The sequence below is a fragment of the Collinsella sp. LCP19S3_H3 genome (assembly GCF_052119145.1).
Classification (GTDB): Bacteria; Actinomycetota; Coriobacteriia; order Coriobacteriales; family Coriobacteriaceae; genus Collinsella.
In genome coordinates, this window is the sequence record NZ_JBQKFW010000013.1 from 1 (window position 1) to 17846 (window position 17846).

General features: G+C 57.5%; 17 protein-coding genes. 11 read left to right on the forward strand and 6 right to left on the reverse strand.

Going from position 1 to position 17846, the window contains the following annotated elements; all coding sequences use genetic code 11:
- From ACTQZF_RS07370 to ACTQZF_RS07390, 5 genes are all read left to right on the forward strand, one after another.
- A partial coding sequence (locus ACTQZF_RS07370; protein ID WP_441554956.1) for an ABC transporter ATP-binding protein occupies window positions 1–903 on the forward strand: 903 nt, incomplete at its 5' end.
- Window positions 900–1724: a hypothetical protein gene (locus tag ACTQZF_RS07375; RefSeq protein ID WP_441554957.1), complete on the forward strand. Its 825-nt coding sequence runs from the start codon at window positions 900–902 to the stop codon at window positions 1722–1724. The genes ACTQZF_RS07370 and ACTQZF_RS07375, both read left to right, overlap by 4 nt.
- Entirely contained in the window at window positions 1708–2526 is an 819-nt protein-coding gene (locus ACTQZF_RS07380) for a hypothetical protein (protein WP_441554958.1), read from the forward strand. The genes ACTQZF_RS07375 and ACTQZF_RS07380 overlap by 17 nt, the downstream gene beginning before the upstream one ends.
- Window positions 2527–2547: 21 nt before the next feature.
- Window positions 2548–3840, forward strand: coding sequence for a radical SAM protein (locus tag ACTQZF_RS07385; RefSeq protein ID WP_441554959.1), 1293 nt, complete (start codon window positions 2548–2550; stop codon window positions 3838–3840).
- Window positions 3833–5452 (forward strand): ATP-binding cassette domain-containing protein, encoded by a 1620-nt coding sequence (locus ACTQZF_RS07390; protein WP_441554960.1) that lies wholly within the window; start codon window positions 3833–3835, stop codon window positions 5450–5452. Before ACTQZF_RS07385 ends, ACTQZF_RS07390 begins: the two co-directional genes overlap by 8 nt.
- 103 nt (window positions 5453–5555) lie before the next feature.
- Here the strand turns inward: ACTQZF_RS07390 and ACTQZF_RS07395 are convergent, their stop codons facing one another.
- The 6 genes from ACTQZF_RS07395 to ACTQZF_RS07420 form a co-directional block, all read right to left on the reverse strand.
- On the reverse strand, window positions 5556–6365 hold the full coding sequence (locus ACTQZF_RS07395; RefSeq protein WP_427793644.1) for a gamma-glutamyl-gamma-aminobutyrate hydrolase family protein: 810 nt from the start codon (window positions 6363–6365) through the stop codon (window positions 5556–5558).
- An 87-nt stretch (window positions 6366–6452) separates the two neighbouring features.
- Window positions 6453–7217 (reverse strand): amino acid ABC transporter ATP-binding protein, encoded by a 765-nt coding sequence (locus tag ACTQZF_RS07400; RefSeq protein ID WP_022094659.1) that lies wholly within the window; start codon window positions 7215–7217, stop codon window positions 6453–6455.
- Window positions 7218–7253: 36 nt separating this feature from the next.
- Complete coding sequence (locus tag ACTQZF_RS07405) at window positions 7254–8087, reverse strand: amino acid ABC transporter permease (RefSeq protein WP_441554961.1); 834 nt, start codon at window positions 8085–8087, stop codon at window positions 7254–7256.
- Complete coding sequence (locus ACTQZF_RS07410) at window positions 8084–8743, reverse strand: amino acid ABC transporter permease (RefSeq protein ID WP_154514877.1); 660 nt, start codon at window positions 8741–8743, stop codon at window positions 8084–8086. The genes ACTQZF_RS07405 and ACTQZF_RS07410 overlap by 4 nt, the downstream gene beginning before the upstream one ends.
- Before the next feature lie 138 nt (window positions 8744–8881).
- Complete coding sequence (locus ACTQZF_RS07415) at window positions 8882–9877, reverse strand: glutamate ABC transporter substrate-binding protein (RefSeq protein WP_441032898.1); 996 nt, start codon at window positions 9875–9877, stop codon at window positions 8882–8884.
- A gap of 649 nt (window positions 9878–10526) precedes the next feature.
- Window positions 10527–12308 carry a 1-deoxy-D-xylulose-5-phosphate synthase gene (locus ACTQZF_RS07420; RefSeq protein WP_441554962.1) on the reverse strand — a complete coding sequence of 594 codons (1782 nt, stop codon included), beginning with the start codon at window positions 12306–12308 and terminating at the stop codon, window positions 10527–10529.
- A gap of 227 nt (window positions 12309–12535) precedes the next feature.
- On the opposite strand from ACTQZF_RS07420, the gene ACTQZF_RS07425 reads away from it, so the two are divergent.
- The 6 genes from ACTQZF_RS07425 to ACTQZF_RS07450 all read left to right on the forward strand — a co-directional run bounded on the left by ACTQZF_RS07425 (window position 12536) and on the right by ACTQZF_RS07450 (window position 17842).
- Window positions 12536–13072, forward strand: coding sequence for an HD domain-containing protein (locus tag ACTQZF_RS07425; RefSeq protein ID WP_441063673.1), 537 nt, complete (start codon window positions 12536–12538; stop codon window positions 13070–13072).
- Between the two features lie 21 nt (window positions 13073–13093).
- On the forward strand, window positions 13094–14095 hold the full coding sequence (locus tag ACTQZF_RS07430) for a putative ABC transporter permease (protein WP_441554963.1): 1002 nt from the start codon (window positions 13094–13096) through the stop codon (window positions 14093–14095).
- A 198-nt stretch (window positions 14096–14293) separates the two neighbouring features.
- Window positions 14294–15571: an ammonium transporter gene (locus tag ACTQZF_RS07435; RefSeq protein ID WP_441554964.1), complete on the forward strand. Its 1278-nt coding sequence runs from the start codon at window positions 14294–14296 to the stop codon at window positions 15569–15571.
- Window positions 15572–15727: 156 nt separating this feature from the next.
- Window positions 15728–16066: a P-II family nitrogen regulator gene (locus ACTQZF_RS07440; RefSeq protein WP_117629936.1), complete on the forward strand. Its 339-nt coding sequence runs from the start codon at window positions 15728–15730 to the stop codon at window positions 16064–16066.
- 87 nt (window positions 16067–16153) lie between these two features.
- Window positions 16154–17011 (forward strand): HAD hydrolase family protein, encoded by an 858-nt coding sequence (locus tag ACTQZF_RS07445; protein WP_441554965.1) that lies wholly within the window; start codon window positions 16154–16156, stop codon window positions 17009–17011.
- Window positions 17012–17131: 120 nt separating this feature from the next.
- On the forward strand, window positions 17132–17842 hold the full coding sequence (locus ACTQZF_RS07450) for a TetR/AcrR family transcriptional regulator (protein WP_427728052.1): 711 nt from the start codon (window positions 17132–17134) through the stop codon (window positions 17840–17842).
- The last annotated feature ends 4 nt before the right edge of the window (window positions 17843–17846 follow it).

Below are 17846 nucleotides of genomic sequence, written 5' to 3' on the forward strand. Positions count from 1 at the left end.
GGCCGGGGCGTAAATAGCGCCGGTTTGACCGGCCCGCCACGGGTCAATCTGCAGTGCGGCCCGAACCCCGTGAGGGCCGGCGCCTTTAGACGCGTGCCGGAAATCCAAGGGTTATACCCTAAGAGCAAACCACCCCTTTTAGGGGTGGTTTTGATTATCAAGCAGAACAGGAGGCCAATGAGCGCATCAGCGATAAAGCTATCAAAGGTGTCAAAGCGCTATGGAAAACGGCGTGTATTGCATGACGTTTCCTTCGAGGTGGATCAGTCTGAGCTTTGCGCCCTTGTTGGTGCAAACGGGGCGGGCAAAAGCACGCTTATTAAAATAGTGCTGGGCCTCTGTGAGCCATCGTCGGGGAGCGTGGAGCTCTTTGGAGGCAAGTCGGAAAAAGAGCTGAGCCTGATGCGGACGCGTGTCGGCTATGTGCCAGATTCCTGCGGAGCATACCAATCCCTCAGTGCGGCTGAGAATCTTCGGATCCGATGTGCGGAATGGGGGCTTGATGCGAATCGTGAGATTCCTCGCGTTTTGAGCCTAGTCGGGCTGGACGTCGATGAGAAAAAGAGCGTGAGCAGTTTTTCTCTGGGAATGAAACGGCGGCTGGATATAGCTACGGCTTTGTTGGGTGACACTGATCTGCTTATTTTTGATGAGCCAGCAAACGGGTTGGACCCGCTGGGCATCGAGAGTATATGGGCCCTTATCGGTCGATTGAATCGAGAGCAGGGCAAGACCATGCTCATCTCTAGTCATGATTTGGATGAGTTGGCATCGGTTGCAACAAGTTGCGTGTTTATTCATGACGGCGAACAGCTAAAAAAGGAATCGATGGACGTCATAAGGGATGAGGCGTCGTCCCTAAAAGAGTATTACAGGCGCTTGATGAAGGCGGTCTCGCTATGAAGCGGGCGATCCATCCCATAAAGGCAGATATGATGCGTTTGCACAGGATATTTCCGGCGAAGTTTGGTCTTGCGCTTATGCTGGCGTTCGGCCTTCTCTTCGGCATCTTTCTAAAAAACAGAACAACGTTGCTCGCCTTTGGCAATAGCGTTTTTGGGGAGGATATTGGCTTCTGCTGGAATGTAATCGATCCTTCTGCACCCGATGAGTCCCTTGTGCGTAGCGCCTTTGCCGGCACATCTCTGTTTGTACCGCTCATCGTTTGCCTGGTAATTCTACAGGAGCGTGGCTATGAAGAGGGCTGCCGAATTTCTTTGGCAAGAGGTCTCAACCGCTTTTATGGGGCTCTAGCCCATGCATTTTCGTCTGCTTTAATAATTGGTGCAGCATATAGTGCGCTTTGCCTTCTTCTTTTTGCAATAGCCATAATACGTGGAGGGCATAACTACTCGCACGACATGCTAACTGTATTTTTGCCTGCAATGATAGTCAACGCCGTATTGGTGATATCGGTTGCGTTGGAGACGATGACCTTCTATCGGATCACAGGCAGCGCTGTATTGAGCGGGGCTGTGCTAATAGTTGGATTTGTCATGAGCTTGACGCTCTACGGAACCTTCCTTCAGGCGCCCATACCATCCTTGCGATGGATCTTCCTCCTTCCAGGGCCGTACCTTGGAGTCGGATGTGCCCTTGGGTATAGCGATATGGGTCAGCTGATACTTCTGGAATATGGCGTGGCAGCCAGCTGTCTATCGGTATTGATTTACGCTCTCGTGAGCTTTCACGCTGGGGGTGTGCTCAATGGTTCGTCAGATTAAAAGATTTCTCCATTCAGAATCAAAACATGTGAGCAAATGGGCGTACGCCTTAATCTTGGTAATTTATGCGTGCATGGTGGTATTGCAGCTTAATTCTTTCCCGATGTGGTTCTGTGGCCTCCGTGAGAACAGTTTCTTGGGCTTTTTCCCAGACCCGACGCTTCGGCTATCGGCAGAGGATGTCCTTCTATTTGGTAATGCAGAGGTTTTTCGCGGTCTGCTGTTCAACGTAGCCCCGTTGGCTCATGCATTGTTCTTTCCGTTCATCGCGGCTTGCATTGTGCCGCGCTTTGTCAGTTCGGGCTTTATTGAGGAACCGTGGGGGTTGTCGGCGGCTCGGGGAGGGAAGCGGGTGTGCGCTACTGTTGCGCGGGCGATACTGTCTTCCCTCGCCCTTTTGGTCGCGTTTATCCTGTCGAGTGTCGTTTTGTACTGTCTTAACTGCGCAATCGTTTTGGATGCTCAACAGTGTTTCAACCTGAATATGTTTTGCGATCGACTTCTTCTGGCGAGTGCGGTCTGCCTTGCATATGTGGTCTCTTGCGTGATCGTTGTTTCCTATTTTGGGTCCGGCTTCGGTCCGATTGGCATGCTGTTGCTGGTCAACGTCGTAGCGATCTACATGCAGATCGGGGCCAATTCCATGCTTCCGCTTCCGTCCTCGATGCTGATGTGGATTTGCGGTGTGACCCCGTTGGAGGATAGTCAATGCGTTTCGATTTTAATTGACTGCCTCATAAACGTAGCAAGTGTTTTTGCTATTTGCTTTACCGTCGACCGATTGCGGTCGAGATTTCTTTGATTGCTTGTGAGGGATAAACATATGAGACTGTCTCAATACAACCTGATTGAAAACCGTGGCGAAAGGACGCTGGTGATGAATGCGAAGACCGGTGCGATCCTTTCGTTAGATAAGCAGCATGCAGAAAGAATGTGCCGCATGGTATCGGGAAGCGAATGGGAGCCAGATGAATTGCGCGAAGCGTTGCTTCAAGGAGGAATGCTGTTAGAAGATGATCGTGACGAAAAGGAGGAAATGAAGGCGATAGGCCGTCTTGTTCGGTTTTCTGATCGCTCTCTCGGCATGACGATAGCCCCGACATTGGAGTGCAACTTCTGTTGCCCATACTGCTATGAAAAAGGGCAACGCAAAACGACAATGACTCCGGAGGTCGAAGACCGACTTGTTTCATTCGTGAAAGAGCGTTCACGGGGACTGAGCGAGTTTGACATCAGTTGGTATGGTGGAGAGCCGCTGCTACAAGTCGATAGAATTCAGCGACTCACAGAGCGTATAAAGGGGGTCCTTAATCCGGAGTGTTCCTATGCGGCATCCATTGTCACAAATGGGTATCTTCTGACGCCAGAAGTGGCTGCGGCTCTCGCGGCTTGTGACGTCAAGATGGCTCAGGTGACTTTGGACGGTTCTCGACAAGATCATGATTCCCGGCGAATCTTGCGGAACGGACAGCCGACATACGATGCGATTCTAGACAACGTTTCTAAAGTCACCCATCTGTTAGATATTTCTATCAGGTGCAATGTCGATGCCCATAACATTGTCGGTGCTGGCGATTTGCTGGATGCGCTCGAGGAAAAGGGCCTTAAAAACAAGGTGGGATTCTACCTAGCGCCTGTCGACAATATCAATGATACGTGCCCAAGCGACAGTAGTTGTTTTTCGATGGAGGCATTTTCTCAGGAAGAGCTGGACTTTTATAGCCATGCCGTTGATAGGGGGTTCTACGTTGACCTGACGGTGCGCTTTAATCCGGCTATATGTGGCGCTGTTTGTGCAGGGTCATTTGTAGTGGATCCGGAGGGCTACCTTTATAAATGTTGGGATGAAATCGGTATGCGTGAACGCTCCGTCGGCACACTTGCCGAAGGGTCGAGGATGAATGCTCAGCTGGTCCAATGGCTAAACTATGAGCCGGGCGATCATGAGTGTGAAGAGTGTTTCGCCTATCCCTCATGCATGGGAGGTTGCCCTAATCATGCTCTTCACGGAGGGTCAAAACAGTGCGTATCTCAAAGGTATCAGGTGCGTCAACGAATGATTTTGACCGAGAAGGCTCAACGATTGCTTTCGGAACTGGATTCAGCACATGTTTAATCTCTGCGCAAGAACAATAATCAAGAATCCAAAGTATATAACCTATCTTCTAATGTGCCTGCTCTCGCTTATGGTTGGTCTGGCAATTCCTTTTCTGACGGGACAGCTGGTCAACAACTTTGTTGGCATCGCGCGAGATGGGGAAAACGCAATTGTCATCGGCGCTGAGATAGCGGCGCTGGGTATTGTGCAAGCCGGTTTGAATTGCGTCAGCGGGCTGGTCTATGTCGACCTGCAGACACATGTGGGATTTGCATTGAATGAAGAGGTGATAAGTCACGTTCAAAGGCTACCTCGGGCCTTCTTTTCTAATTTTGATGCCTCATATTACAACCAACAGATTAATCATGACGCTAACGATTTAGTAATATTTGTTATAAACGCAAGTGTCCAAAGCGTAAGCAATATAGTGACGTTGCTTGTGGTGTTTGTTGTCCTGGCGACCATAAACGGTCGCCTGGCAGTGCTGTGCATGGCTCTTGGCATAATAAGCGGCGCGGTCTATTCGCTTTTCAAAAAGCGTTTGTTTGCAAGAAGTTTTGAAGCCCAAGAGCAGGAAGCTCGATTCTTTTCCGATCTAGAAGAGCAGCTTAGCAACGCACAATTTATTCGCAGACATGTTTTATTCGAAGTCTTCAAGCAAAGGCTTGAGCGCTCTTTTGCAGAGCTATATCGTTGCGTTTACCAGAACCAGAAAATAAATGCGACTTTTACGTTTGCCAACGCCGTCGTCACGTCTTTGGCGCAGGGTGGAATCTTGATTCTAGGCGCAAAGGAAGTTCTCGACGGCAATTTGCTGCCTGGCTATCTTATGACGGCGCTAAGCTACTACTCCTATTATTCTTCGGCTATTGAATTCTTCCTTGCTCTGGGCAAGGACTATCAAACGTCAAAGGTGTCCTACGAGCGTTTGCGGCGTTTGCTGGATATGCCTGAGGACTCAAACGGGACCGTCATCCTCGATGATGTCCACGAGGTGAGTTGCTTTGAGCTGACTTATAAATATCCTGGGTCCGTAAAGACTACATTCAGAGATATTCGGGCTTCTTTTAAAAAAGGAAAGCTATACGGAATCGTTGGACCGAACGGTTCTGGTAAGAGCACGCTGCTGGATGTGATGAGCGGTTGCGATCCGGAAAACTGCAAGGGTGTTATTTGGATTAACAACAAGCCTCTGAGCTCTCTGGACCGCTATGCACTGCGGAAGCGCAATATCGGGATTACGGAGCAGGAACCGCCTCTGACCGAGGGGTCGATACGGGAGAATTTAACTCTTTGTTGCGGAACAGCTGAAGATCGTGACCTTGAGAGCCTTATCGAGAGAATGGGGCTTAAAAAGATGGTCGATTCAAGTGGCGGACTTGATGCTGAGCTGGACGATAAACAGAACAACATCTCAGGAGGGGAGAAGCAAAAGATAGCGATTATTCGTCAGTTGTTGAAAAACCCGGACGTGATGATGTTTGATGAGCCGACATCTGCGCTTGACAGCCAAAGCAAGCGGGCATTTATCGAAATCCTTAAGGAAAGAAGGCGGCGACATATCATGGTCATCGCTACGCATGATCCTGTGCTTATCTCGGCATGTGATGAAGTGATTGAAATTTCCTGATGGGGCATTGGACCGAGCATACCAAATACAGGGGGGGGGCGGGCACTGTGGCTGGTGTCCGCCCCTCCTGGCATGGAAAGCTTTAGCCTGTGCGGTTCGCGAACTAGCGGGCCTGCTTTACCTTGGCCGCCGCCTCGACAAACGACTTCCACAGGTTAAAGTCGGTCTCGAGCGTCTGCCAGGTGTACTCGGGATGCCATTGCACGCCCAGGCAGAAAGGCTGGCCTTCGACCTCGATGCACTCGGGAACGCCGTCGGTTGCCTTGGCGACCAAGCGCGTGCTCTTACCCAGACGCTCGACGCAGCAGTGGTGTGCGGAGTTGGTCTGGATAAGCCTGTGCCCGCCAACCGCGCGCTCCAGAAGCGAGCCCGGCACGACCTCGACGGGATGCACGGGGTCGTTGAGCACGTGGGTATGGCGCCACTGCGTGCGGCCCTCGCGCGCGCCCAGGCTCGGTACGTCCATGCACAGGGTGCCGCCAGTGGCGACATTGAGCAGCTGCGTGCCGCGGCAGGTGGTAAAGAGCGGCTTTTTGGCGCGGAGCACCTCGTCGACCAGCTTAAACTCAAAGCTATCGCGGATCTCGCAGCAGAGGGTGGGGTCGTAGGGTCGATCATCGCCCCAACGTTTGGGATTGACATCGGGGCCGCCGGGAATGGCGATGCCGTCGGCGATATCGACGTAATGACGGATGACCTCAATGTCCTCGGTGATGGACATCTGCAGCGGCAGACCGCCGGCGGCAAGGATGGCATCGACAAAGACACTGGCGATTTCCTCGTTGGGGGAGAGCGTCTCGCTTAAAAACGGCTTTGCCTCTTCCCAACGCGGCGCGACGAGGATGAGCGGGCGGTCGGAGGGGGCAACGTCGACGTGCGGGGTATAGGACGAGGAAGTACGTGTTCCGATCATGGGTGCTGCTTTCGAATCTGTAGGTGACAGGGCGCATGAGAGACGTGGGACAACACTTTCAATGGATTTGTCCCAAGGGGTTGCTGGTTAGTGGCCCTTGATGGAGTTGAGGAAGTCCTGGGCGCGCTTGGTCTGGGGGTGGTCGAAGAACTCGTCGGGCGTGCCGGTTTCCACGATTTGGCCGTCGGCCATAAACACGACGCGATCGGCCACGCGGCGGGCAAAGTTCATCTCGTGCGTAATGACGATCATCGTCATGCCCTGCTGGGCCAGACGGACCATGACCTCGAGCACCTCGTTGATCATCTCGGGGTCAAGGGCGCTCGTGGGCTCATCAAAAAGCATGGCCTTGGGTTGCATGGCAAGCGAGCGGGCGATGGCTACACGCTGCTGCTGGCCGCCCGAGAGCTGTGCGGGCACCTTATCGGCCTGTTCGGCAACGCCCACGCGGCCCAGCAGGTCCATGGCGCGCTCGCGGGCCTCGTCCTTGGAGACGCCCAGCACGTCGACCGGTCCCAGCATGACGTTCTGCAGCACGGTCATATGTGCGAACAGGTTGAACTGCTGAAACACCATGCCCAGCTCGGCACGCATACGGGCAAGGTCCTTGCCTTCCTGCGGCAGGGGCTCGCCTTCGATGAGGATCTCGCCCGAGTCGATGGTTTCCAAGCGGTTGATGGTTCGGCACATGGTCGACTTGCCCGAGCCCGAGGGGCCGATCACGACGACGACCTCGCCGCGGTCGACCGAGAGATTGATGTCGTTGAGGACGTGCAGATCGCCATAGTGCTTATCGACGTGCCTGAGCTCGATCAGCGGCTGATTGCCGGTGGAAGAGGTGCTCTGTGCCATGGTGCTCGGCTCCTTATGACTGGAAATGGTAAAGCGTTAGCGGATGATGGTCGCGCCGGTCTTGTGCGAAACGTAGACAGCGGCCTTGTTGATCGCGACGTTGATGAGGATGTAGATGACCGCGATTACCAGGTAGACCGACACGAGGGCGTCGTAGTTGGTAATGAGCACGCGGGCATTTTGCATGAGGTCGGGGTAGCTCACCACGTAAGCGACGGTGGTGTCTTTGACTACGACCACAAGCTGCGAAATCAATGACGGAATGATAAACCGAATCGCCTGCGGCAGCACGATTTTAAAGGTGATTTTAGCTTTGGAGAGACCGAGCGCTTGGGCTGCCTCGACCTGCCCGCGCGGCACGGCGTTGGCGCCCGCGCGAAAGATCTCGGCCAGCACGCCGGCTGCAGCGAGCGCGACGGGGAGCGTGAGCATCCAAAACGACGGCAGCGCAATTTTGTACTGAGGCAGCACCAAAAAGAAGAAGTAGATGAACAGCAGGCTCGGTACGCCGCGGAAGAAATCGGTGAGCACGCGGCAGACCAGCTGCAGCGGCTTAATGTCGCTGGTGCGGCCGAGCATAAGGGCTAGGCCCAACACCAGCGCGATGGCGCCAGCGGTGAGTGCGACTTTAACGGTGCCCTCAAAGCCGGCAAGCAGGAACTTCCAGGTGGTGAGGTGCGTAAAGAAATACCAATAGTGGACCGAAAGCTGACCGGTCACATAAAAGCGCTGCAACACGAGGACGGCGAGTGCGGCGACGGCAACAAGCGAGATGGCGGTGCCGATGCGAATCTTGGCACGCATCTTGGGGCCGGGGGCCTCGTAGAGCGCATCGCGCATGGTGAGCGCGGAGGTGGAATGCTTGCTCATCGGAGGATCCTCACCTTCTTATCGATGTAGTTGCCAATGTGGCTCACCACAAAGGCCGTGCCCAGGTAGCCGAGCGCCGAGATAAAGAACGCGGCGACGCCGCCGAGCGAGCGCGTGTTGATGTAGCTCACCACGCCGGTGAGCTCCTGCGGTTGAAGCGGTACCTGGCTGCCGAGTGCGGTGGTGAGCATGACGGCGATAAAGAGGTTGGTCATGGGCAGCACGCTCGAGCGCAGCGCCTGCGGAATCACGATCTTGGCGAGGATACGGCTGAAGCTCATGCCGAGCGAGCGCGCGGCTTCCACCTGGCCGACGCCGACGGTGTTGATGCCGCTCATAAAGTTCTCGGAGCCAAAGGCCGAGCCCAAAAGGACCGTGGCGACGATAACGCAGGTGCGGTAGGGCAGGACGACCTTGAGCGGCGGCAGCGCATAGACGACGATGATAAGCAGCGCGATGCCGGGGATGTTACGGAAGACCTGAACATACAGGTCGCCAAAAATGCGCAGCGGCTTGAGCGGCGACACGCGCATCACGGTGACAGCGACGGCCAGCACCATGGCGATGGCAAACGACTCAAGCGTCATGCCCCAGGTTGCTAGCAGCGCGTCGATATAGTTCTGGCCATAGAGCGACCAGAGCTCGGAGAGACTCATGCGGACCTCCCGCCGATAAGGAAAGGGGCTCCCGTGTGTACGGAAGCCCCGACAACTCAGTGTGGAAACAGTTTAGCGCAATAAAGCGCATCGTGCGTTTCCGTATGGTTTCGTAGCGGCCGTTACTGGGCTCGCTGTCTAGGCGCCGATCTCGGGCAGCTCGGGAACGTTGGTGTCGCCCGTGCGATCGCCGATGCAGATCTGCCACAGCTCGGTCCAGGTGCCATCGTCCTCGATCTTCTTAAGGAAGTCGTTGACAAAGGCGACGCCGTCGGAATCGAGCGGCAGGCCGATGCCGTAGGGCTCTTTGCTGCCGAAGGGCTTGCCGGCGATCTTGTACTTACCGGGCTCGCGGACCAGGGCGCTCTGCTGCATGTTGTTGTCGATGACGTAGGCGTCAACGCGGCCCTGCTGAAGTGCCTGGCGGGCCTCCTCGTCGGTCTTGAACTCCTGCTGGCTGGCCTTGGGGGCGAACTCCTCCAGGATGGCGGGGCCGTTGGACCCGGACTGGACGGCGACGTTCTTGTCGGCCAGGTCGTCGACGCTCTTGATGTCGTCGTTGTCGGCGAGCACCAGGATGGCCTGCTGGGTGTAGTAGTAGGGACCGGCAAAGGAGACAAGCTTCTTGCGCTCATCGGTAATGGTGTAGGTGGCAAAGACGGCATCGACCTGGCCGTTCTGCAGGACGGACTCACGCGTGTCCGAGGTCACCTGGGTGATCTCGACCTTGTTCTCGCCCAGAATGTAGTTGGACAGGAGCTGCGCGATACCGGCGTCGAAGCCGCGGGTCTTGCCGTCCTTCTCGTTGAGGAGGGAGAAGAGCGTGGAGGTCTGAACGCCACCGATCTTAAAGACGCCGGCGTCCTTGACGGCCGTGGCCCAGGTGCTGGCGGCGATGGCGTCGTCATCGGCCTTGGGGCCGTTGTCGATGAGCTTGTCGAATGCCTTGGCATCGAGCGTGGTGGAAGCCTCGGTGTCCTCGGGGCTCTTGGAGGAGCCGGCGGCGGAACCCTTGTCGGCCTCGGCGCTGGTGTCGGAGCAGCCGGCAAGACCAAGGCCGGCGACGGTTGCAAAGGTGGCGGCGATGAAGCCGCGACGGTCGAAAACGACCTGCTGGGAGAGGTTCTTGCTCATGGTAGAACACCTTTCTCAATAAAATCCCTAGCGGTTGAATAGAGTTATACCCTATCGCGCTCAAATGGGTCAACACGAAATAACTCAGAAACATACTTACCTTATGGGTAATTCTACCTACCAAAAAGGGACAGGTTTATTTTAGCAGGTTTTATCTGGGCAAACGTCGATTATTGCAGCTGAGATAGCGTTTTGCAGACGGCATGGTCGCTCGCGGCGGTCGCTATAATGGCGGCAACGCGACATATATAAGTAAGGAGATCGCGTATGAACGGTTATTCGTTTTTCGCGCCGACCATGACTTAAAACTACCACAAAGGGGACAGGCACCTTTGTGGTGGTTCTTGCAGATGTGGCGGCTTGCCTCGCTGTTTTGTCTCAATCTGTAACATCTGCAGCCATTTTTGCCGAGTAACTGTTACAGATTGAGATTTTCTCTTTAGGGGGATTTGAGTGTCTCGATCTGTAACATCTGGACGGACAAAAGGTCTCTATCTGTTACAGATTGAGACAAACAACAGGGGCAAAGACGGTTTGTCTTGATCTGTAACAATTGGGCGAGGATTTGTCCTCTAGGTGTTACAGATCGAGACAATTGAGTTGGGAAAATAAAAACCTCCGCAGGGGTGCTTCCCTTGCGGAGGTTTTTCTACTCGTTCAGCAGGCGTACCGCTTCGGCGGCCATGTTCTCGACCGTTATGCCGTTCTGAGCAAGCAGCTCGTTGGGGTCGTAGCGGTCGGGAAAGCCCTTGGCGATGCCAAAGGTGCGCGTGCGCACGGGCGTGCAGGACAAGTAGCACGCGACGCGCTCGCCCCAGCCACCGTCCAAGATGCCGTCCTCGAGGGTGACGACAACGCGATGCTCGGCGGCGAGGCCATCGAGAGACTCGCGGTCAAGCTCGGTTGCAAAGCGCGGGTTGACGAGCGTGGCCTCTATGCCGTATTCGGCAGCCAAGCGGTTTGTCACGCGCTCGCCCAGCTCAAAGAAATCGCCAAGCGCGAGCACGGCAACGTCGCGGCCCTGACGCACCACGTCGTAGCGAACGGCGCTGTAGTCGGTGTCCTCGGCGGGCGCCAAATCGGGGCGGCTAACCAGGCCAATGCCCGGAACGCGGATCGCCACGGGATGCTCGCGGTGGTCGAGCGACCAGCTCAGCATGGACAGGTATTCCTCCATGCAGGCCGGTGCCAGATAGCGCATGTTGGGAAGTCCGCCCAGCATGGATATATCAAAGAACGAGAGGTGCGTCTCGGAAGTGGTGCCAAAGATCGACGCGCCAAACACCAGGATGGTTGCGGAGGTGTCGTTGAGGCACAGGTCGTGCCACAGCTCGTCGTAGGCGCGCTGCAAAAACGTGCCGTACACACCAAAGACTGGCTTGGCGCCCGAGCGCGCAAGCGCGGTGGCAAAGGTCACGGCGTGCTCCTCGGCAATGCCCACATCGACGAACTGTTTGCCGGCCGCGGCGCGAAGCTCGGGTGTAAAGCCCATGATGTAGGGCGTGGCGGCCGTGATGCCCACGACCTGTGGATCGCGCTCGATGGCGGCGCTGAGTGCCTCGCCCGTAATGTCGGCATAGGTGCGCGGCGCAGGCTCGCTCGGATGGCCCGGGCAGAGCTTGCGCCCGGTTGCCATGTCAAACGGACCCACATGGTGCCAGCGCTCGGGGTCGCTCTGGGCCGGCTCAAAGCCCTTGCCCTTGGCGGTGGAGACGTGCAGCACGATGGGATGATCGATATTGCGTAGTTCCTGCAGCGCGTCGACGAGGGCTAACACATCGTTACCAGCGTCCAGATAGCGATAGTCGAGCCCCATCGCGCGGAAAACGTTGCGCTCACAGGCGCCGTTGCTGGCGCGCAGCTCGGCCAGATTGCGATACAGGCCGCCATGGTTTTCGGCGATGGACTGGTCGTTATCGTTGACGATGATGATCAAGTTGCTGTCGAGCTCGGCGGCATTGTTGAGGCCCTCAAACGCCAGGCCGCCCGAAAGCGAACCGTCGCCAATGATGGTAATGACGTTGTACGCGTCACCCGCCAGGTCGCGCGCGTGGGCAAGGCCGCAGCCCAGGCTCACCGACGTGGAGGTATGGCCCATGGCAAACAGGTCGTGCTCGGACTCGTCGGGATTGGCAAAGCCAGAAGCCTCACCATAACGCTCCGGATCGATATAGGTGTACGCGCGCCCCGTCAGCGCCTTGTGAGCGTAGGTCTGGTGCGAAACGTCAAAGACAATCTTGTCGATGGGGGAGTTAAACACGCGATGAAGCGCAACCGTAAGCTCAACGACGCCCAGGTTGGGGGCAACGTGCCCACCGACGGCGGCGGAGCTTTCGAGGATTGCCTGGCGGATCTCGCCGCAGAGCAGCGGAAGCTCGGCGCGGTCGAGAGCCTTGACGTCCTCGGGCGTTGTCGTTTGCGTAAGCAGCATCGTTGTGGGTTACTCCATGCGAATCGAGCGCCGGCGCTCCCTCGGCCGGCACAATTGCACAAAACAGTCTCGCACATTTTGGCGTTTGATATGTGACGGCGGCGCGGTAATTCGCCAACTGGTGGGGCAAAACGTTTTGTCCGATGCCATACTGGTAGATTCGATTATGGTTTATTCAATGCATGCAGGCTGTGGCTTGTCGCCGTGAGTCGCTGGAAGGAGGCAGCATGTCCGATGTCGTTCGTGCCGAGAAAATCGCGCACGAGGTCGACTATGCCGCCCGTCAGCTCGCCCAGGCGGGCCGCTTGGACCTGACGCGCGAGTTTATCCAGCATGGCGATGTGACGGTCTATGCACATGTGACTTCGGTAGCGCGGGCGAGCCTGTCCTTTGCCGAGCGCTTGGGCCGTGTCGGTATCTCCGTCGACCGCGCCTCGTTGCTGCGCGGAGCCCTGCTGCACGATTACTTTCTTTATGACTGGCACGATCCCGACCCAAGCCATCGCCTGCACGGATTTCGGCATCCGTTTTTTGCCCTGGCGCGTGCGGAGGAAGATTTTGAGCTGACGTCGCGCGAGCGGAATATTATCGTGCGGCATATGTTTCCGCTGGTGCCGGTGCCGCCGACGTGTCGTGAGGCATGGATTGTGTGCCTGGCGGATAAATGGTGTGCTCTGCGCGAGACGGTCGCCGGCCGTCTGCCGCGCAAGGACGAGGCAGACGATGGCGTGAGTGAAGAATCGAGCGAAAAGAGGAGAGGGTAGACGGTGGGGACCGCGATCGACATGGCATTTGACGGCGCGACGCTTGCCGCCTGCCCGCTCTCGGCACTGGTGCTCTCGTTTGCCTTTTACGGGTTTTGCGGTTGGGCATGGGAGTCGACAGTCTGCGCCATGCTCAACCAAGGACGCTTTGCCAACAGCGGATTCTTGCTGGGGCCGTGTTGCCCTATCTATGGTGTGGGCGGCATAGCCTGCTGGCTTTTGCTGCGCGGGATTCCGGATGCCTCGAGCCAATTTGTCGCCGCGGCGCTTGTGTGCAGCGTCATCGAGTACAGTGTGGGCCTTCTATTGGAAAAGACAACAGGCGCACGCTTTTGGGACTACTCGCACCTGCCGTTTAACTTGCACGGACGTATCTGCCTGTACTGGGCCTGCGCGTTTGGCCTGGGCGCGTTGTGCATTTGTCGTTTAGTGGAGCCGGCATTGCTGGGACTGCTTGGCCATCTGCCGGTGCTGATTGTGCGGCTGTCCGCCTTTATCGTCGCGGTCGCGATGATGGTTGACGCAGCGTGCTCGTTGGCGAGCTGGCGGCGTCTGTCCGATCAGCTGGAGCGTGTGCGCGCCGACCTTGCCGACCGCATCAATGAGTCGCTTGCCGATGCCTCGGACTCCATGCTCGAACGTATTCCCGATTCGACGATTGACTCGGTAGCGCAGACGCATATCCGTAGCCGCGCCGTTAACGCGTGGCTGGCCGAGCTGGGCGACGCGGCGCTCGATGCCCTTCGTGAGAAGGCTTCGATGCCGACGTTTATCTCGGATGGTGCTCGCGGCCTGGCGCTTGCCGCCCGCCGCGTGGCCGATGCCGCGCCGAGCATGCCGCGTCCGTCGCTCAGTCGTCGCCTTGCCGGCAAGCGCATGAGCCGTCCGGTGCCGAGCGTGTCACTCAGTCGTCGTGACCTGCGCTTTTTCAATGCCTTCCCGCGTCTGCGCATCAATCGCTACGAAGGTGTCATTCGAGCAACTAATCTCCGCGACCGCGCCCACGAGCTGTTTCGGCGCTAGCCGGGATGGGCGCGCACACGGCTCCCTTGCTCGCGTATTTCCCGTTCGTTTCGCGTCCGTTGCCGCGCCGTTTCCAAGATTGCGGCACCGTTTCCATTCGACAACGCAGCGTTTAACAACGCCGTATCTGGTCTACACCAGTTGCCCCTCGGCCGCATTATGGGCGCCGACAACGTTCATGCGATCAAGGGGGAGCGAATGTACGATACGGGATCGACAACGTTTATGCTCATCTGCACCATGCTCGTGTTTTTAATGACACCGGGTCTGGCGTTTTTCTATGGCGGCCTGTCCAGGCGCAAAAATGTCATCAACACCATGCTTATGTGCTTTGGCGCCATTGGTCTGGTTGGTGTGCTGTGGATTGTTGCCGGCTGGTCGCTGGCCTACGGCGGCGACGGCTCGAGCCCGTTTATTGGAGGCCTTGACCAGCTGCTGTGCTTGCCGGTGCTCAACCAGGTGCTGCAGGCGGCCGAGGGCAATGCTGCGGACGGTGCCGTCTACCCTCAAATCATCAACATCGCCTTCCAAATGGCGTTTGCCATGATCACGGCTGCTATCGTCACGGGCAGCCTGGCCGGCCGCGTTAAGTTTGGTGCCATGACGGCCTTCCTGGGCATTTGGCTGCTCGTGGTCTATGCGCCGCTCGCCCACATGGTCTGGGGCGGTGAGGGTTCCTTTATCGGCGACATCATCGGCGCGCTCGACTTTGCGGGCGGCGACGTGGTGCACATCTCGTCCGGTCTGACGGGCCTGATTCTCTGTTTAATGCTCGGCCGTCGTCGCGGCTTTGGCATGGTGAGCTACCGCCCGCATAACGTGCCGTTTGTGGCGCTGGGCGCCGGGCTACTTTGGTTTGGCTGGTTTGGCTTTAACGGCGGCAGCGAGTTTAAGGCCGACGCCGTGGCGGCGCTCGCCATCCTCAACACCGTGACGGCCAGCGCGGCGGGCATGGTCTCGTGGCTTGTCGTCGAGCGCGTGCATACCGGTCGCCCCACGCTGGTGGGTGCCAGCACCGGTCTGGTTGCGGGCCTTGTGGTGGTCACGCCGGGTGCGGGCTTTGTCGAGCCGTGGGCAGCGCTGGTCATGGGCCTGATCGTATCACCTGTCTGCTACCTGGCTATCAGCCATCTTAAGACCAAGTTTGGCTACGACGATGCGCTCGACGCGTTTGGCTGCCACGGCATCGGCGGCATCTTGGGCGGCGTGCTCACGGGCCTGTTCTGCGTGCCTGAGCTCTCGTGGACCGGTAAGGGCGGCCTGTTCTACACGGGCGACGTGTCGCTGCTCATCTCGCAGATTTTGGGCATTGTGGTGACGGTCGCTATTGTACTGGTGCTCGATTTGGTGATCGCCGCGGTGGTCAAGGCGCTGTTCCACGGCAGCCTGCGCGTGGACGAGGCAGACGAGGCGCTGGGCCTGGATGCGAGTCAGCACGGCGAGAGCGCGTATCCCTCGTTCTCCGGGCTCGATTAGCAGCACGGCTTTCCCAGGCACCCGACCTTGCCCCTCAAACCGTCGCTTGCGTACCGAAGTACGCGGCGCTCCTCTTTCGGGGCAATCTCGGGCACCTGGAAAACCCGTGCCACATGAATGAGCGGTTCATTTCTTTATTAAAGAGAGGAATTCACTATGAAGAAGATTACGGCGATCGTTCGTGCCGAGAAGCTTGAGGTTCTTAAAGACGCACTGTTTGCTGCCGATGTTCGTGGCATGACCATCAACCAGGTGCAGGGCTGCGGCGCGCAGCATGGCTGGAAGGAATACGTGCGCGGCAACGAGTTGCTTGTCAACACGATCCCTAAGGTACAGTTCACCCTTATCTGCGCCGATGAGCATGTTGACGGCATTGTCGACATCATCTGCAACGCCGCCCGCACCGGCGCCGTCGGCGACGGCAAGATTTGGGTCGAGCCGGTCGAGGAGGTCATCCGCATCCGCACCGGCGAACACGGCCCCGCCGCGGTGTAGGACAATCTTTCGCCTGACGGGCGTGCCTCTCTTGGGGCGCGCCCGTTCTCGTCTACAATATCGTGCAGACGAAGGAGAGGCATGCCCATGATCAAGATGTTTGCGAGCGACTTAGACGGAACGCTGCTGAACGCCCTGCACGAGGCAGACGGGACCATCCGCCGTGCCATTCGCGAGCTGACCGAAGCTGGCCTGCATGTGGTTCCCGCGACCGGGCGCTCGACGCTGCCGATCGGCGAGCATGGCTTTACGGGCCTGGCGCTTGACGCCTGCTGCTCCAATGGGTCCATCGTACGCAACAGCCATGGCGAGGTGCTCAAGACCTGGACCATCGACCCGCAGATTACCGAGGAGCTGCTCAAGGAGTTTCCGGGCATTTGCTTCGACTGCTCCACGCCCGACGGCATGTTCTCGAGCGGATCGTTCGAGATGCACCAGGCGGGCTTTAAAAAGGACAGTCCTATCAAGCGCATCGTGATGCGCGGCATGCGTACACGTGGGGGGTATCACGAGGAACAGTATTTCGACCAGTCGATCGGTGACATCCTGCGCCATGACGTATGCAAGATCAATTGTCGCGTGACCTCGCCCGAGCTGGAGCGCGACCTTAAGGCGTATTTGGCCGAGCGCTCGGACCGCGTGGTCAACGCGCCGTTCGATCCGGTGATGTTTGAGATCACGGACGTGGCGTGTAACAAGGGCGAGAGTGTGGCCTGGCTGGCGGGCTACTACGGCATTGCCGAGGACGAGGTCGCGGTTTACGGCGACGGCGGCAACGACATCGCCATGCTCAAGCGCTTCCGCCACAGCTACGCGACCAAAAACGGCAGTGACGCGGCCAAGGCCGCCGCGAGCGCGACTATCGGCAGCTGCATGGTCCACGCCGTCCCCAAACACATGCTCGCCACCATGCATAAGCAAACCCCCCGCACCATCATCGAATAATGTGACAAAGGGACTGCCCCTTCGTCGCATCCAAATATTGCCTTTACGTGTTGATGCACACGGTGTGCAATAATACTCGCACTGTGCAATAGCGCACAGGCTGAGTAACAAGGAGGACGCTTGTCCCAGCTCGAGAAATGCGATCGCCGGTCCCTTCGCTCGCAGCGTGCCCTTCGCCAGGCACTTGCCAGCGAGCTTGCCGAAAGCGGCGACCTTTCGCGCATTAACGTCGCGTCGCTCACCGAGCGCGCCGGCCTTACGCGCCGTACGTTCTATTCGCACTACCGCGATATCCCCGACTTTATCAATCAAATCGAGGACGGCTTGCTGGCCGAGATCCGTGAGCGTATTGAGCTCATCACCGCAGCTCGGCTGCCCGATCTTTATCACAACATCGATGAGCTCGAGCCGGCGCCCGGTTCGGTTGAGCTACTGCGTTATCTTGCGGCCAACCGCGACTTGATCGGTGCTCTGCTGGGTCCGGGCGGCGACCAGGCCTTCATTAAAAGGATTATCGACACCGCGCGTGAGGCTGTGGTGCCGCGTGCACAGACGGGCATTTTGGGCCTGGCGCTGGGCACGTTCTTTGACTACTACGTCACCTACGTCGTGAGTGCCGAGGTCGGCATGATTCAGCGCTGGTTTGAGCGTGGGCTCACCGAATCGCCCGAGGCCATGGCGCGCATGATGACGGTGCTCGCTTTTGTGCGTCCTGGTGACCTGTATGGCCAACCCATCGATATCAACGTGCCGGAGTACGGCATGAAGCTATTGAACTTGCAGCTCGAGGACGCGGCCGACACCCCCGCAACCGTCGAGTCCAACAACTAAGAGG

Coding starts and splice junctions, on each gene's coding strand:
- ACTQZF_RS07375 (WP_441554957.1), top strand. CDS start 900: ATGAAGCGGGCGATCCATCCCATAAAGGCAGATATGATGCGTTTGCAC.
- ACTQZF_RS07380 (WP_441554958.1), top strand. CDS start 1,708: ATGGTTCGTCAGATTAAAAGATTTCTCCATTCAGAATCAAAACATGTG.
- ACTQZF_RS07385 (WP_441554959.1), top strand. CDS start 2,548: ATGAGACTGTCTCAATACAACCTGATTGAAAACCGTGGCGAAAGGACG.
- ACTQZF_RS07390 (WP_441554960.1), top strand. CDS start 3,833: ATGTTTAATCTCTGCGCAAGAACAATAATCAAGAATCCAAAGTATATA.
- ACTQZF_RS07395 (WP_427793644.1), bottom strand. CDS start 6,365: ATGATCGGAACACGTACTTCCTCGTCCTATACCCCGCACGTCGACGTT.
- ACTQZF_RS07400 (WP_022094659.1), bottom strand. CDS start 7,217: ATGGCACAGAGCACCTCTTCCACCGGCAATCAGCCGCTGATCGAGCTC.
- ACTQZF_RS07405 (WP_441554961.1), bottom strand. CDS start 8,087: ATGAGCAAGCATTCCACCTCCGCGCTCACCATGCGCGATGCGCTCTAC.
- ACTQZF_RS07410 (WP_154514877.1), bottom strand. CDS start 8,743: ATGAGTCTCTCCGAGCTCTGGTCGCTCTATGGCCAGAACTATATCGAC.
- ACTQZF_RS07415 (WP_441032898.1), bottom strand. CDS start 9,877: ATGAGCAAGAACCTCTCCCAGCAGGTCGTTTTCGACCGTCGCGGCTTC.
- ACTQZF_RS07420 (WP_441554962.1), bottom strand. CDS start 12,308: ATGCTGCTTACGCAAACGACAACGCCCGAGGACGTCAAGGCTCTCGAC.
- ACTQZF_RS07425 (WP_441063673.1), top strand. CDS start 12,536: ATGTCCGATGTCGTTCGTGCCGAGAAAATCGCGCACGAGGTCGACTAT.
- ACTQZF_RS07430 (WP_441554963.1), top strand. CDS start 13,094: ATGGCATTTGACGGCGCGACGCTTGCCGCCTGCCCGCTCTCGGCACTG.
- ACTQZF_RS07435 (WP_441554964.1), top strand. CDS start 14,294: ATGTACGATACGGGATCGACAACGTTTATGCTCATCTGCACCATGCTC.
- ACTQZF_RS07440 (WP_117629936.1), top strand. CDS start 15,728: ATGAAGAAGATTACGGCGATCGTTCGTGCCGAGAAGCTTGAGGTTCTT.
- ACTQZF_RS07445 (WP_441554965.1), top strand. CDS start 16,154: ATGATCAAGATGTTTGCGAGCGACTTAGACGGAACGCTGCTGAACGCC.